Source organism: Alloactinosynnema sp. L-07 (genome assembly GCF_900070365.1).
GTDB lineage: Bacteria > Actinomycetota > Actinomycetes > Mycobacteriales > Pseudonocardiaceae > Actinokineospora.
The window spans coordinates 3731013-3743714 of the sequence record NZ_LN850107.1; the positions used below are offsets into that span (position 1 = coordinate 3731013).

The window sequence follows — 12702 nt, forward strand, 5'->3', positions numbered from 1 at the left end:
AATGGGGGTCCCGTACGTGCTGGCCTGGCTCTGTGTGACGTTCGGCGTCGCCTTCGGGTCGGCACTCGTCCCTTTTGTGAGCGTTGAGCTGTTCGTCCTCGGGCTCATGTCACAGCAGCCTGGCATTTCCTGTCTGGCCTTGGGCGCGGTGGTCGCGGTCGCCCAGATCGCGGGCAAGCTGCTCTACTACTACATGGGTCGCGGGTCGATCCACCTGCCGAAGTTCCTACACCGCGAGCCCAAGCCGCTCACCGACCGGCGGATGCGCTGGCAGATGCGGACCAAGCGGGCACGCGCGTGGGTGGAGCGGACCAGGGAGCGCTGCGAGCGGCACCCGGGCTGGATGTTCGGCACCTACGGGGTGAGTTCGGTGACCGGTCTGCCCCCGTTCATGGCGATGACGGTGATGGCCGGTCTGGTGCGGATGCCGTTGAGCACGTTCGTGTCGGTGGGCTTGGCGGGCCGCTTCCTGCGGTTCAGCGCACTGGCGGCCTCACCTGCGCTCTTCGCCGGCTGGTTCCTGTAGGAAAGCGGTCCAGGCGGCCGGGCCGAACGTCAGGTGCCCAGCCTCCGGCTTCTTGGAGTCACGGACACCGACAACCTCGGCGAAGTCGACCTCGACACAAGCGCCGTTGTTGCCACTGAAGCTGCTTGTGCGCCAGCGCACCTCCACACAGTCGCCGTTGTCGCCGCTGAAGCTGCTCTTACGCCACGCCGTCCCCATGACTGCTCGCTTCCGTCCGGTCGTACCTGCTTGCGTACGACGCAAGCACCGAACGTGATTCTTTCACACTCAGCGCAACCTCAGCGAGGTTGCCGAGAATCAGCCAGTACGTGGCGATATCGGTCTGACTCTCCATGAACATGCTGCGGTTCTGGGTTTCCACACAGATCACCGGCTGTTGATCGGTGTACTGCATCAACCTGAACGGCCCGGCCAGTCCCGCGTGCGCACCTGCTGCTTCGGGAACGACCTGGATCGAGCAAAACTGCCTGGAAGCCACGAACAGCAGGTGAAGCATCTGCTCGTGCATCACTTGCGCCCCGCCAACCGGGAGCCGCAGTGCGTTCTCGTGGATATAGAACGTGAACTCGGGCGGCACCCTCCGCTTGAGCAAGATCTGGCGTTCCATGCGCGCCTGCACTCGCGGCTCGATACCCGGCTCGGGAACCATGCGAGCCTCGCGCATCATCGACCGGGCGTAGTCCTCGGTCTGCAACAGGCCCGGAATCCGGTTGAGTTCCAAAGAGTAGATCGCAGATGCGGTGGTCTCATGCAGAACGAGGGTGCGGAGTTGGTCGGGCAGCTTCTCGCCGTGATGCCGCAACCAGGTGCCGTCTTCGTCGCCGCTGCACAGCTCTACGATCCGGTCCAACTCCTTCGGCGTCACTCGGCAGAACGCCAAGTAGATCGCCGCATCCACCTCACTGCACGGAATCTTCCCCGTCTCCACCCGGGAGATCTTCGTCTCCGTCCACCCGATCAGCCTCGCCAGCTCACGCCCCTTCAGCCCTTGCAGCTGCCGAGCCCGCTTCAGCTCGTCCCCTAGTTCACGGCTTCGCGCCGTCGCGTTGCGCCCGTCCATACTCGAACGCTAACCAGTCCGACCCGTGAAATCCCGCCGAACACACCACAATCACCGGAAAGGACCACAAACGCGCTTCTCTTGCGCCCCAAGCAAATTCTCCGCTAATCAAATACTGTTAGACACAACGCGGCCCTACCAACCGGAGTCGATCAGTCGCCCGAGATGCCCCAAAAAGGCGATCTCGCGGAGTTGGTGACCGCCATCCAGGCGGGCGACCGCGACGCGTTCGCCGCGATGTATGACCGCTACGCCGACCACCTCTACGACTTCTGCGTCGGCGTGCTGCGCGACAAGCACGACGCCGAGGACGCGGTGCAGGACACCTTCGCCCTCGCGGTCCAGCAGCTGGGGCAGCTGGATATGCACCTGCGCCACGGTTCGGAGGGCGCCGACCTCGGCGAGGCGCTTGGCGTGAGTGAGGACCATGCCTAGGTGCTGCTCAACCGGCTGCGCGGCCAGGTGGGGCGAGCGTTGGGAGCGCTGCTGATCGCCCGACTCGGCGGCTTCCCCGTGACAGGCAGCGTGACCTGGCACATCACCGCTGCCGACGCGGCGGGCAGCACCGGCACCGGCCCGACATCGAGCCTGGTGATCACCCGCTGTCCGCCGCCGGGGTAGCCGCCGGGTCACTCGGTTCCCGATGATCTCAATCTTGTGCGAGTTCCAACGCCTTGCGCATGGCGTCGCGGCCACGGCCCCGGTCGCCCGCGATGTCGTAGGCCACCGCCAGCCGGTACCAGGCCCGCCAGTCCTCGGGCGCCGCTTCGACCTCGGCCCGCCGCTCCTCGAACCACTCGTCGGCGGCCTTGCGGTCGACGCGGCCGGATGGGAGACGGGGCAGGCCGGACGTGTCGGGCAGGCCGCCCTCGGCGTCCAGCCGCTTGCCCAGTTCGGACGTGCGCATGCCGAACCGCAGGGTCGACCACACGACCCAGGCGCCGACGATCGGGAGCAGCAGCACGCCGATGCCGAAGGCCACCGCGATCGGGGAGCCGTCGCGGAAAAGCGCGACCGCTCGGCCGCCCAGCAGTACGAAGTACAGGACCAGGACGGCCGAGAGGACCAGCGAAACCGTGCGCGCGGACACTAGATGTCGAGCAAGTTCTCCAGGCCCATGACAAGCCCGGAGTGGTCGAGGATGGCCCGCACGCCGTGCAGCACGCCCGGCATGAAGGACTTGCGGTCCAGCGAGTCGTGGCGGATCGTCAGCGTCTCGCCTTCGCCGCCGAAGAGGACTTCCTGGTGCGCCACCAAGCCGCCGAGGCGGACCGAGTGCACCCGGATGTCATCGACCAGCGCGCCGCGCGCACCGTCCATTTCGGACGTCGTGGCGTCCGGGATCTCCCCGAGGCCGGCCGCCGTACGGGCCTGGGCGACCAGGCGCGCGGTGTGCGCGGCAGTGCCGGAGGGCGCGTCGGCCTTGCGGTTGTGGTGCAGTTCGATGATCTCGACGGTGTCGTAGTACTTGGCCGCGAGCTGGGCGAACCGCATCGTCAGGACCGCGCCGAGGGCGAAGTTCGGGGCGATCAGCACGCCGAGTTCCGGCTTGGGCTCCAGCCACTGCCTGACCGTGGCGAGCTTGGTGTCGTCGAAGCCGCTGGTGCCGATGACGGCCCGGATGTCCTGGTCGATGCAGAAGCGCAGGTTGTCCATCACCACGTCGGGGTGGGTGAAGTCGACGACGACCTCCGCGCCCGCGTCGGCGATGTCGAACATCCAGTCCCCGGTGTCGACCATGGCGACGACTTCCATGTCACCGGCCGCCTCGACCGCGCGGCACACCTCGGCGCCCATGCGGCCTCGTGCGCCGAGGACGCCGACGCGGATGGGGTTGTCTTCCGAACGGGGCTGGGTCACTTGGTCACCTCGTGCAGTTCGACCGGGACATCGTCGGTGTGAGCGTAGGGGCCGACCACCGCGGCGGCGAGCGGCCGGGCCAGCAGTTCGCGGGCGAGCTTCGCCACGTCCTCGACGGTCACCGCGGCGATGCGTTCGAGGGTCTGCTCGACCGACAGGTAGTCGGCGTAGGCCAGCTCACTCTTGCCGATGCGCGACATGCGCGAGCTGACATCCTCCAGACCCAGCACCATCCCGCCGCGCAACTGGCCCTTGCCGCGGGCGACCTCGGCGTCGGTGAAGCCGTCGCGCGCGACCTGGCCCAGCACGTCGCGGACCACGCCCGCGACCTGGCCGAGACGGTCGGGCTGGCAGCCCGCGTAGACCGACAGGTGGCCGGTGTCGGCGTAGGACGCGACCGACGAATACACCTGATACGCGAGCCCGCGGCGTTCGCGAACCTCTTGGAACAGCCGGGAACTCATGCCGCCGCCGAGCGCGGCGTTGAGCACGCTCAGCGTGAAGCGGCGGTCGTCGTGGCGGTCGAGCGCGCGGACGCCGAGCATCAGGTGCGCCTGCTCGGTGTCGTCGGTGTGCAGCACCAGCCGCGGCGCGCTCGACAGCCGGGCACGGCCCGCGCGGGGCGCGACCGGAGCCTTGTCGCCGGTCAGGCGGTTGCGCAAACCTTTGCGCACCAACGAGAGCACGTGCGTGTGCGAGACGTTGCCCGCGACCGCGAGCACCATCTTCGGCATCGTGTAGCGGCGGCGGTAGAAGCCGTTCAACGCGCTGCGAGACATATCGGTGATCGACTGCTCGGTGCCCAGCACCGGCCGACCCAGCGGGTGGTCGGCCAGCAGGGCGCTGCAGAACGCGTCGTGCAGCAGGTCTTCCGGGTCGTCGTCGCGCATGGCGATCTCTTCGAGGACGACGTTGCGTTCGGTCTCCACATCGGACTCGGCGCACAGGGCGTCGAACACGACGTCGGAGACCAGGTCCATGGCCAGCGGCAAGTCCTCGTCGAGGACGTGCGCGTAGTAGCAGGTGTGCTCCTTGGCGGTGAACGCGTTGAGTTCGCCGCCGACGGCGTCGATCTCCTCGGCGATCTGCGCCGCGGTGCGCTTCGCGGTTCCCTTGAACAGCAGGTGTTCGAGGTAGTGCGCGGCACCGGCGACGGCGTTGGGCTCGTCGCGCGACCCGACCTGCACCCAGATGCCCACCGACGCGCTGCGCACGCCCGGCACCTGCTCGGTGATCACCCGCATGCCGCCCGGGAGCAGCGTGCGCTTGACGATGGCGTCGGCGGAGTTCTCCAGGGTCAGGGTGCTCCCCGGCTTCTGGAGGTGGCCTTGGACCTTTGCGGAACGGCCGCGAGCGCTCAGAAGAGCACTCGCGGCCGCCGTGGAGCGTTCACTCACTGGGCAGGAGCCGCCTCAACCGTCTCGGGAGCCTCGACCGGCGCGTCAGCGGCCGGAGCGGCTTCGGCGTCTTCGACGACAACCAGGCTGATCTTGCCGCGCTGGTCGATGTCGGCGATCTCGACGCGGAGCTTGTCGCCGACCTTGACGACATCCTCCACCTTGTTGATGCGCTTGCCGTTGCCCAGCTTGGAGATGTGGACCAAGCCGTCCTTGCCCGGCAGCAGGGAGACGAAGGCGCCGAAGGCGGCGGTCTTGACGACCGTGCCCAGGAAGCGCTCGCCGACCTTGGGGAGCTGCGGGTTCGCGATGGCGTTGATGAGGCCGATGGCGGCCTCGGCGGACGGACCGTCCGCGGCACCGACATAGATCGTGCCGTCATCCTCGATGGAGATGTCGGCGCCGGTCTGCTCGGTGATCGAGTTGATCATCTTGCCCTTCGGGCCGATGACCTCACCGATCTTGTCCACCGGGATCTTCACGCTGGTCACGCGCGGGCTGTACGGGGACATCTCGTCCGGACCGTCGATCGCCTCGGCCATGACCTCGAGGATCGTGTACCGGGCGTCCTTGGCCTGCTCCAGCGCCTGGGCCAGGACCTCCGACGGGATGCCGTCGAGCTTGGTGTCCAGCTGCAGGGCGGTGACGAAGGTCTTGGTGCCCGCGACCTTGAAGTCCATGTCGCCGAAGGCGTCCTCGGCGCCGAGGATGTCGGTCAGCGCGACGTAGCGCGTCTCACCGTCGACCTCGTCGGACACCAGGCCCATGGCGATACCCGAGACCGGCGCCTTGAGCGGCACACCGGCGTTGAGCAGCGACATGGTCGACGCGCAGACCGAGCCCATCGAGGTCGAGCCGTTGGAGCTCAGCGCCTCGGAGACCTGGCGGATGGCGTACGGGAACTCGTCGCGCTTGGGGAGAACGGGCATGAGGGCCCGCTCGGCCAGCGCGCCGTGGCCGATCTCGCGCCGCTTCGGCGAGCCGACGCGGCCGGTCTCGCCGGTGGAGAACGGCGGGAAGTTGTAGTGGTGCATGTAGCGCTTGTGCGTCTCCGGGGACAGCGAGTCGATCTGCTGCTCCAGGCGAAGCATGTTCAGCGTGGTGACACCCAGGATCTGGGTCTCGCCGCGCTCGAACAGTGCCGAGCCGTGCGCCCGCGGGATCAGCGCGACCTCGGCGGACAGGTCGCGGATGTCGGTCAGACCGCGACCGTCGATGCGGACCTTGTCGCGCAGGATGCGCTGGCGGACGAGCTTCTTGTTCAGCGAGCGGAACGCCGCGCCGATCTCCTTGTCGCGACCCTCGAACGCCGCCTGGGCGCCGACGGTCTCCAGGCACAGGGCCTTGACCTCGTCGATGCGGTTCTCGCGGTCCTGCTTGCCCGCGATGGTCAGCGCCTCGGCCAGCTGGTCGGAGACGGCGGCCGCGACCGCGTCGTACGCGTCGGGCTGGTAGGCCGGGTAGGTCGGGAACTCGCCGGTCGCCTTGGCGGCGTTGCCCGCGAGCTCGGCCTGCGCGTCGCACAGCACCTTGATGAACGGCTTGGCGGCCTCAAGGCCCTGCGCCACGACCTCTTCGGTCGGCGCCGGGGCACCGGCCTCGATCAGGTCGATCACGTTGTCGGTGGCCTCGGCCTCGACCATCATGATCGCGACGTCGTTGTTCACGACGCGACCGGCGACGACCATGTCGAAGACGGCCTTCTCAAGCTGCTCGTAGGTCGGGAACGCGACCCACTGGCCTTCGATGAGCGCGACCCGGACACCGCCGATGGGGCCCGAGAAGGGCAGCCCGGCGAGCTGGGTGGACGCCGACGCGGCGTTGATCGCCACGACGTCGTAGAGGTCCTGCGGGTTGAGCGACTGGACCGTGATGACGACCTGGATCTCGTTGCGCAGGCCGTCGACGAACGACGGGCGCAGCGGGCGGTCGATGAGGCGGCAGGTCAGGACCGCGTCGGTGGACGGGCGGCCCTCGCGGCGGAAGAACGCGCCGGGGATGCGACCCACGGCGTACATGCGCTCCTCGACGTCCACGGTCAGCGGGAAGAAGTCGAAGTGCTCCTTGGGGTGCTTCGACGCCGTCGTCGCCGACAGCAGCATGGTCTCCTCATCGAGGTAGGCCACGACGCTGCCCGCGGCCTGGCGGGCCAGGCGGCCCGTCTCGAATCGGATGGTGCGCGTGCCGAACTTGCCGTTATCGATGACGGCTGTCGACTCGTGCACGGTGTTGTCAGTCATATATCTCCTCGTCTTCGAGCCAGCGCGCAACCCGAGCACGGGCGCGGTTCGGACGAGGCCGGTCTTCGATCGAAGTCTTCGGGGTTTGATCGACACTCCCTGTGTCGTGTCCCGGAGACCACTACCGAGGACCGGCGAACTTGGTCCCGTGGTGCGCGGCGTGCTGGCTCTTCGTCTTTTGACTCATGCCCTGGTGAGCAGAGCCTTTTGACTCTTGCCCTTGGTGAGCAGAGCCTTCGTTGCTTGTTGAGTTATGGGTGGGGGGAGTGACCGTCGGCCACTCCCCCCAGTGTCACGCTATCGACGCAGGCCGAGGCGCGAGATCAGCGCACGGTAGCGCTCGATGTCGACCTTGGTCAGGTAGTTGAGCAGCCGGCGGCGACGGCCGACAAGAAGCAGCAGGCCACGACGCGAGTGGTGGTCGTGCTTGTGCATCTTCAGGTGCTCGGTGAGGTCCTTGATGCGCTTGGTGAGCAGCGCGATCTGGGCCTCGGGGGATCCGGTGTCCGAGTCGTGCACGCCGTACTCGGAAAGGATCGTCTTCTTCTGTTCGGTGGACAGAGCCACTCGTCATCTCCTCATAAACATGTCCCGTGCGGCCCGGAGTGGTGAATCGCACCCGGGTGAGTCGGTACCGGCCGCCACGGACTGCAGCCGGACCCAATCACCAAGGTTAGCAGGTGGACTCCGACTACTCCGCGTGGAGCAGTCCGACCTGGTGGATCGGCGTGTACACCGGCCCTGGGTCGCTGCGGTAGAGGACGAGTTCGGTCGGGATCCACTCGGGTCCGGTGTAGTCGGCCTCGAAGCTCGCCCGGTGGCGTTTCGGCCAGCGGGCGAGAGTCACGTGCGGGATGTAGTCCTCGGGGTCACCGCCCGCGGCTTTCACAATCGCGTGCAGCTCGGGTGTGGTTTCGACACCGACCCAGGCGACTCCGGGAAACGATCCCGACCCGGTCAGCCTAAGGCGTGGGGCTCGGAGTGTCGCGGGAATTAACGGCGGGGTGCTCTCGCCGTAGTAGACGACGGTGATGTGCCAGGTGTGCCGGGCCGTCGGGCGTCCGGGCATCTTGGGGAGGTGGTCGGCCAGGTGGTCGGCGACCTCGTCGGGCAGGGGAAACGCGGAGAACAGCCTCATACCCGCTTGCCCGCGCGACGCAACAGGTCGGCGAGTTCGGGGAAGCGGCCGTCGAGGGTGGCGGCGGCCTCGGTCAGGTCGTTGGCCGGGATGAGCCTGCGCAGCGCCATGATCGCGCTGCGACCCACGTCGACGGGCAGGTTGTCCCTGGTCACGGCCGGTTTCGAGGACCGGACGTCGTCCAGCGCCGCCTGTAACGCCTCCCGCCGCCCGGAGGCGACGTCGGGGGTGAGGATCTTGCGTTCGAGCATGATCAGGCGGGCGAGGACGGCCGGGTTGCCGATCTTGGCCCGGCGGCCGCTCATGACCTGGCTGAGCATGGGGGCACTGATGCCGAGCACGTCGGCGAGACTGGCCTGCGAGACATCGAAAGCGACTACCAGCCTGCGCACCCGATCGCCCAACGGTTCCCCGTACCACTCCCGCTGCAACGCGATGTTGCGCTGGACGATCTTGTGGTCCTCCACTGTTATGGCCTCTCCCCTACCGCCCGCTTTGGCAGTATCTTGCCAGGCCCCGCCACGTTCCGTGGACGAATCGCCTACTCGCCGTTCAACAGCGCCCGAGTGCGAGCGACATCTTTGTGCATCTCCTCGACCAGCGCCTCGCTCGACGGGAACTTCTCCATCGCCCGCAGCCGCTCGATGAAGTCGATGGCGACCCGCTGCCCGTAGAAGTCCTCATCGACGTCGAGGACAAAGGCTTCCACGCGGCGCTCGCGGCCGGAGAAGGTGGGGTTCGTCCCGACGCTGACGGCGGCGGTGAGCGGGCCTCGCTTGAGGTTGTTGAGCAGGGTGAACTGGCAGGCGTAGACCCCATCGGCCGGCACGGCGGCGAAGCGGGGTGTCGACAGGTTGGCGGTCGGGAAGCCAAGTTCGTGGCCCCGCCCGTCCCCCCGGACGATGATGCCTTCGAGCCGGTGCGGCCGCCCGAGCGCGGCCTGCGCCGCCTGGGCGTCACCAGCGTCGATACAGGCGCGGATGTAGGTCGAGGAGAAGGTGATCTCGCCAGAGGAATCGGCGGTGACCAACTTGGCGCCCTCGGTGGAGAAGCCGAACCGATGCCCGAGCTTGGTCAGCAACTCGACGTTGCCCAGCGCCCGATTACCGAACGTGAAGTTCTCCCCCACCACGACGGCGGCGATGTGCAGGCGTTCGACGAGGACCTCGTGAACGAACTCGTCGGCGGTGACCTTGGAGAGCTCGGGGGTGAAGGGCAGAACACAGAAGGCGTCGACGCCGAGGCTCTCGACCAACTCGGCCTTACGGCGGAGGGTGGTGAGCTGGGCGGGGTGGCTGCCGGGCCGGACCACCTCGGACGGGTGCGGGTCGAAGGTGAGCAGCACGCTGGGGACCTTGCGGTCGGCGGCTATCTGGACCGCCCGTTTGATCAGCTCCTGATGCCCCCGGTGGACTCCATCGAACACCCCGATGGTGGCCACACAACGACCCCAACCGCTCGGAAGATCCTCAAGCCCGCGCCATCGCTGCACGCCGCCAACCCTAGTGGCTGATCGCCACCGCGCCACCGTGGCCCAGCGCACTGCACACGACAAACCGGTCGATCCGCCTAACGTCAGGGGATGCGCAACCATCCCCGCCAACGCGCCGGGCCGAATCCAACGGCCCGTTTGGGTGGTTCGCCTTGATTTGGGGTGAATGGGCCTAAACTCGCGGTGCGGGTGAGTCTTCTGAACCTCGCCTTTCAACCCGCACAGGCCCATTCGAGGGGCCCCAAATCAAGGCGAACCACCCAAACGGGCACCCCGACGAAGAGGCGGCCACACCCTCGTCAAGGTGAGGCGATGCACCCTCAGACCAAGCATCGGCCACGTGACCAGATTGAGCGCCGCCCTCAACGAGGGATCTTCGTGACCCAACTGAAGGTCTGGCACCCGCCCGTCGTTCTCGACCTCGCGCTGGAAGTCGATCCCCTGGTTCCTGACCCGCTGCCGGTCAAGGCCGACGCCCTATTCCCGCTGTCGAAGGAAGCGATCAAACGTCGGCTGCTCGACGAGCTGTGGCGGGCCAAGGCCGCCACGTCGCCGCGCTCTGTCGTCGGCGTTGTCCTCTCCGAACCGATCCTCGACGCCGTTCGCAAGGAGTTGCGCGGGCGAACCGGGCACAACTGCGAAGCCGCCGACCTCAGGAAGATCCTGGCCGCCGCCAGCCTCCGCGCCGAGTTGGCGACCTAAGGCACGTCCAGAACCAGCAGCGCCTTCGCCGTGCTGCCCTCATCGACACCCAGCGCGATCGCCTTGCCCGCCGGGTCGAAGATCCCGTACGTCCCCGAGATCCCCGCCGCAGGCAGCTTCCGCCCGTGCGAAAGCGCGATCGCCTCAGCCTTCCCCAGGTCACGCCGAGGAAAAGCCGCCGCCACCGCGCCATCCATATCCAACGACAGCGTCGCGTCTTCCTCCAGTTGCGCCAGTGTCCGCGCGAGCCGCAGGTCGAACGGGCCCACCCGAGTCCGCCGAAGCGCCGCGAGGTGGCCGCCGACGCCCAGGGCGGCGCCCAGGTCACGGGCCAGCGCCCGCACGTAGGTCCCCGACGAGCAATCCACCATCACGTCCAAGTCGATCGACGACGAAGACTGCTGGGTCCCGAGCAGGTCGAACCGGTACACCGTGACCGGCCGCGCCGGGATCTGGACGTCCTCCCCCGCCCGCACCCGTGCGTAGGCCCGCTTCCCGTCGATCTTCACCGCGCTCACCGAACTGGGGACCTGTTCGATCGGGCCCGTCAGCGCGGCGATCCCCGCCGCGATCGCCGCATCGGTGACCGAGGAGGGGTCGGTCGAGGCGACCACCTCGCCCTCGGCGTCGTCGGTGGTGGTCGAGGCGCCGAGGCGGATGGTGGCCAGGTAGACCTTGCGGTCCAGGGCCAGGTGGCCGAGGAGTTTCGTCGCGCGCTCGATGCCGAGGACGAGGACGCCGGTGGCCATCGGGTCGAGGGTTCCGGCGTGGCCGACCTTGCGGGTGCCAATGATCCTGCGGACTCTCGCGACGACATCGTGCGAGGTCATGCCGGGTTCCTTGTCCACGACGAGGAGTCCGGGGGCGACGGTGGGACGCGTACTGGCTTTGGACACGACCGGGAATCCTATGACGCGACCGATCCCGCGTGCGCCGGGATGTCCCATGACCGCCGCCGGATCTGCACTGGCACCTCTTCGCCACGTGCGCCCGCGACCAAAACCAGTGCCCGTGCGCGCCGCCACCAAACTCCGGTTCGCCAGGCGCCGAGCAGGAGCATGGCGGCGATGGTGGTGAAGGCGACGCGGAAGCTGTTGGCGTCGGCCGCCGCGGCGTCGCCGCCCAGGAGCAGGCCGATGCCGAGGGTGGTGACGGTGATGGCGGCGAATCCACCGACGTTGACCACGCCGCTGGCCGTGCCGACCCGGAACAGCGGGTTGTAGTCGCGGGCGATGGCGAACCCGACCCCGGACAGCGGGCCGCCAAGCGAGACGAACGAGAACGCGACGATCACCAGCGGCACCGGGACCACGCCGCCCGGCCAGCCGAGCAGCACCGCCCAAACACCGATCGACAGGGCCAGGAAGGCCGCGACCATCGGCACGCGCCACTCGGGCTTGCGGCTGATTGTCTCCCCGACGATCGGCCCGGTGACGCCACCGACGACGACAAGCAGGCTCAGCACCGCGCCCGCCGCCGACTCGGACATGCCCTGGGCGCTGACCAGGTACGGGAAACCCCAGAGCAGGCCAAGCACCGCAGGGGCGAACATCGTCGAGAAGTGCACCCAGAACCCCAGCCGCGTGCCCGGCGTGCGCCACGCGTCGCGGACTTGGGCGAGTAGGGCGCGCACGGTGGTCGCGTCGGAGCGGTGCGCGGGGGCACCTTCGGGGGTGTCGCGCACGCGCAGGCCGACCACGACGGCGTAGACCATCGTGACCGAGCCGGTGACCGCGAACGTCGCGACCCAGCCCGCGTGCGACAGCAGCAGCGTCAGCGGCACGGTGGCCGCGAGGTTGCCGATCGACCCGACGGCCGCGGTGAGCGAGGCGATCGAGGCGTAGCGGCGCGACGAGAAGTGCGCGGCGACGAGCCGCAGGACGCTGACGAAGGTCATCGCGTCACCGAAACCGAGGACGCCCCGGGCGATGACGGCGATCGAATAGGTGGGGGCAAGGGCGAACAGCAGCTGGCCGACACCCATGGCGAGCGCGGCGGCGACGAGCACGCGCCGGGGCCCGAATCGGTCGACCAGCAGGCCGGTGGGGATCTGCATCGCGGCGTACACGCCCACCTGCAGGACGGTGAACACCCCGAGCGCGGCGGGGCCCACATGGAACCGCTCAGCGGCCTGGAGTCCGGCCACGCCGAGGGACGTGCGGTTGAACACCGCCAACAGGTAGACCGCCACCGCGGCTGCCCAGATCACCAGCGCTCGGCGCTTGGTGGCAGGCACAGGCGGCTCCGTTCTCGCGAAGGTCTACACCAGTGTCATCGATGCCCCGGT

16 protein-coding genes are annotated in these 12702 nt (G+C 68.2%); 4 read left to right on the plus strand and 12 right to left on the minus strand.

Annotation, left to right across the window (positions count from 1 at the left end):
- The first annotated feature begins 1 nt into the window (after position 1).
- On the plus strand, positions 2-526 hold the full coding sequence (locus BN1701_RS16390; RefSeq protein ID WP_231949615.1) for a YqaA family protein: 525 nt from the start codon (positions 2-4) through the stop codon (positions 524-526).
- Here BN1701_RS16390 and BN1701_RS16395 read toward each other — a convergent pair.
- Positions 494-724, minus strand: coding sequence for a DUF397 domain-containing protein (locus BN1701_RS16395; RefSeq protein WP_054049822.1), 231 nt, complete (start codon positions 722-724; stop codon positions 494-496). The two genes, BN1701_RS16390 and BN1701_RS16395, sit on opposite strands and share 33 nt — an antisense overlap.
- Complete coding sequence (locus BN1701_RS16400; protein WP_054049824.1) at positions 705-1586, minus strand: helix-turn-helix transcriptional regulator; 882 nt, start codon at positions 1584-1586, stop codon at positions 705-707. Before BN1701_RS16400 ends, BN1701_RS16395 begins: the two co-directional genes overlap by 20 nt.
- Before the next feature lie 195 nt (positions 1587-1781).
- Between BN1701_RS16400 and BN1701_RS16405 the strand changes: the two genes are divergently transcribed.
- Together BN1701_RS16405 and BN1701_RS16410 are read left to right on the plus strand one after the other, a co-directional pair.
- Positions 1782-2021, plus strand: a complete 240-nt coding sequence (locus BN1701_RS16405; protein ID WP_172803265.1) for an RNA polymerase sigma factor — start codon at positions 1782-1784, stop codon at positions 2019-2021.
- A complete protein-coding gene (locus BN1701_RS16410) occupies positions 2022-2207 on the plus strand; it encodes a hypothetical protein (protein ID WP_054049828.1) in 186 nt (61 codons plus the stop codon). It abuts the gene before it with no gap.
- A gap of 28 nt (positions 2208-2235) precedes the next feature.
- Here BN1701_RS16410 and BN1701_RS16415 read toward each other — a convergent pair whose 3' ends face one another.
- From BN1701_RS16415 to BN1701_RS16450, 8 genes are all read right to left on the minus strand, one after another.
- Positions 2236-2676 (minus strand): hypothetical protein, encoded by a 441-nt coding sequence (locus tag BN1701_RS16415; protein ID WP_054049831.1) that lies wholly within the window; start codon positions 2674-2676, stop codon positions 2236-2238.
- Positions 2676-3446 carry a 4-hydroxy-tetrahydrodipicolinate reductase gene (gene dapB / locus BN1701_RS16420; RefSeq protein WP_082859881.1) on the minus strand — a complete coding sequence of 257 codons (771 nt, stop codon included), beginning with the start codon at positions 3444-3446 and terminating at the stop codon, positions 2676-2678. Before dapB ends, BN1701_RS16415 begins: the two co-directional genes overlap by 1 nt.
- Positions 3443-4843: a M16 family metallopeptidase gene (locus BN1701_RS16425; protein WP_369800559.1), complete on the minus strand. Its 1401-nt coding sequence runs from the start codon at positions 4841-4843 to the stop codon at positions 3443-3445. Before BN1701_RS16425 ends, dapB begins: the two co-directional genes overlap by 4 nt.
- Positions 4840-7083 carry a polyribonucleotide nucleotidyltransferase gene (locus BN1701_RS16430; protein WP_054049833.1) on the minus strand — a complete coding sequence of 748 codons (2244 nt, stop codon included), beginning with the start codon at positions 7081-7083 and terminating at the stop codon, positions 4840-4842. The genes BN1701_RS16425 and BN1701_RS16430 overlap by 4 nt, the downstream gene beginning before the upstream one ends.
- Before the next feature lie 297 nt (positions 7084-7380).
- A complete protein-coding gene (rpsO, locus tag BN1701_RS16435) occupies positions 7381-7650 on the minus strand; it encodes a 30S ribosomal protein S15 (RefSeq protein WP_054049835.1) in 270 nt (89 codons plus the stop codon).
- A 124-nt stretch (positions 7651-7774) separates the two neighbouring features.
- The gene (locus BN1701_RS16440; RefSeq protein WP_054049837.1) at positions 7775-8221 is read right to left on the minus strand and encodes a 2'-5' RNA ligase family protein; all 447 of its coding nucleotides are present in this window, start codon (positions 8219-8221) and stop codon (positions 7775-7777) included.
- On the minus strand, positions 8218-8688 hold the full coding sequence (locus BN1701_RS16445; protein ID WP_054049839.1) for a helix-turn-helix transcriptional regulator: 471 nt from the start codon (positions 8686-8688) through the stop codon (positions 8218-8220). The genes BN1701_RS16440 and BN1701_RS16445 overlap by 4 nt, the downstream gene beginning before the upstream one ends.
- A gap of 74 nt (positions 8689-8762) precedes the next feature.
- Positions 8763-9713, minus strand: coding sequence for a bifunctional riboflavin kinase/FAD synthetase (locus BN1701_RS16450; RefSeq protein ID WP_172803266.1), 951 nt, complete (start codon positions 9711-9713; stop codon positions 8763-8765).
- Between the two features lie 378 nt (positions 9714-10091).
- Between BN1701_RS16450 and BN1701_RS16455 the strand changes: the two genes are divergently transcribed.
- Entirely contained in the window at positions 10092-10415 is a 324-nt protein-coding gene (locus BN1701_RS16455) for a hypothetical protein (RefSeq protein WP_054049843.1), read from the plus strand.
- Here BN1701_RS16455 and truB read toward each other — a convergent pair.
- Together truB and BN1701_RS16465 are read right to left on the minus strand one after the other, a co-directional pair.
- Complete coding sequence (gene truB, locus BN1701_RS16460) at positions 10412-11326, minus strand: tRNA pseudouridine(55) synthase TruB (protein WP_369800677.1); 915 nt, start codon at positions 11324-11326, stop codon at positions 10412-10414. The two genes, BN1701_RS16455 and truB, sit on opposite strands and share 4 nt — an antisense overlap.
- Positions 11323-12651 (minus strand): nitrate/nitrite transporter, encoded by a 1329-nt coding sequence (locus BN1701_RS16465; protein WP_054049848.1) that lies wholly within the window; start codon positions 12649-12651, stop codon positions 11323-11325. The genes truB and BN1701_RS16465 overlap by 4 nt, the downstream gene beginning before the upstream one ends.
- Positions 12652-12702 lie beyond the last annotated feature (51 nt).

Coding starts and splice junctions, on each gene's coding strand:
- BN1701_RS16390 (WP_231949615.1), top strand. CDS start 2: ATGGGGGTCCCGTACGTGCTGGCCTGGCTCTGTGTGACGTTCGGCGTC.
- BN1701_RS16395 (WP_054049822.1), bottom strand. CDS start 724: ATGGGGACGGCGTGGCGTAAGAGCAGCTTCAGCGGCGACAACGGCGAC.
- BN1701_RS16400 (WP_054049824.1), bottom strand. CDS start 1,586: ATGGACGGGCGCAACGCGACGGCGCGAAGCCGTGAACTAGGGGACGAG.
- BN1701_RS16430 (WP_054049833.1), bottom strand. CDS start 7,083: ATGACTGACAACACCGTGCACGAGTCGACAGCCGTCATCGATAACGGC.
- BN1701_RS16440 (WP_054049837.1), bottom strand. CDS start 8,221: ATGAGGCTGTTCTCCGCGTTTCCCCTGCCCGACGAGGTCGCCGACCAC.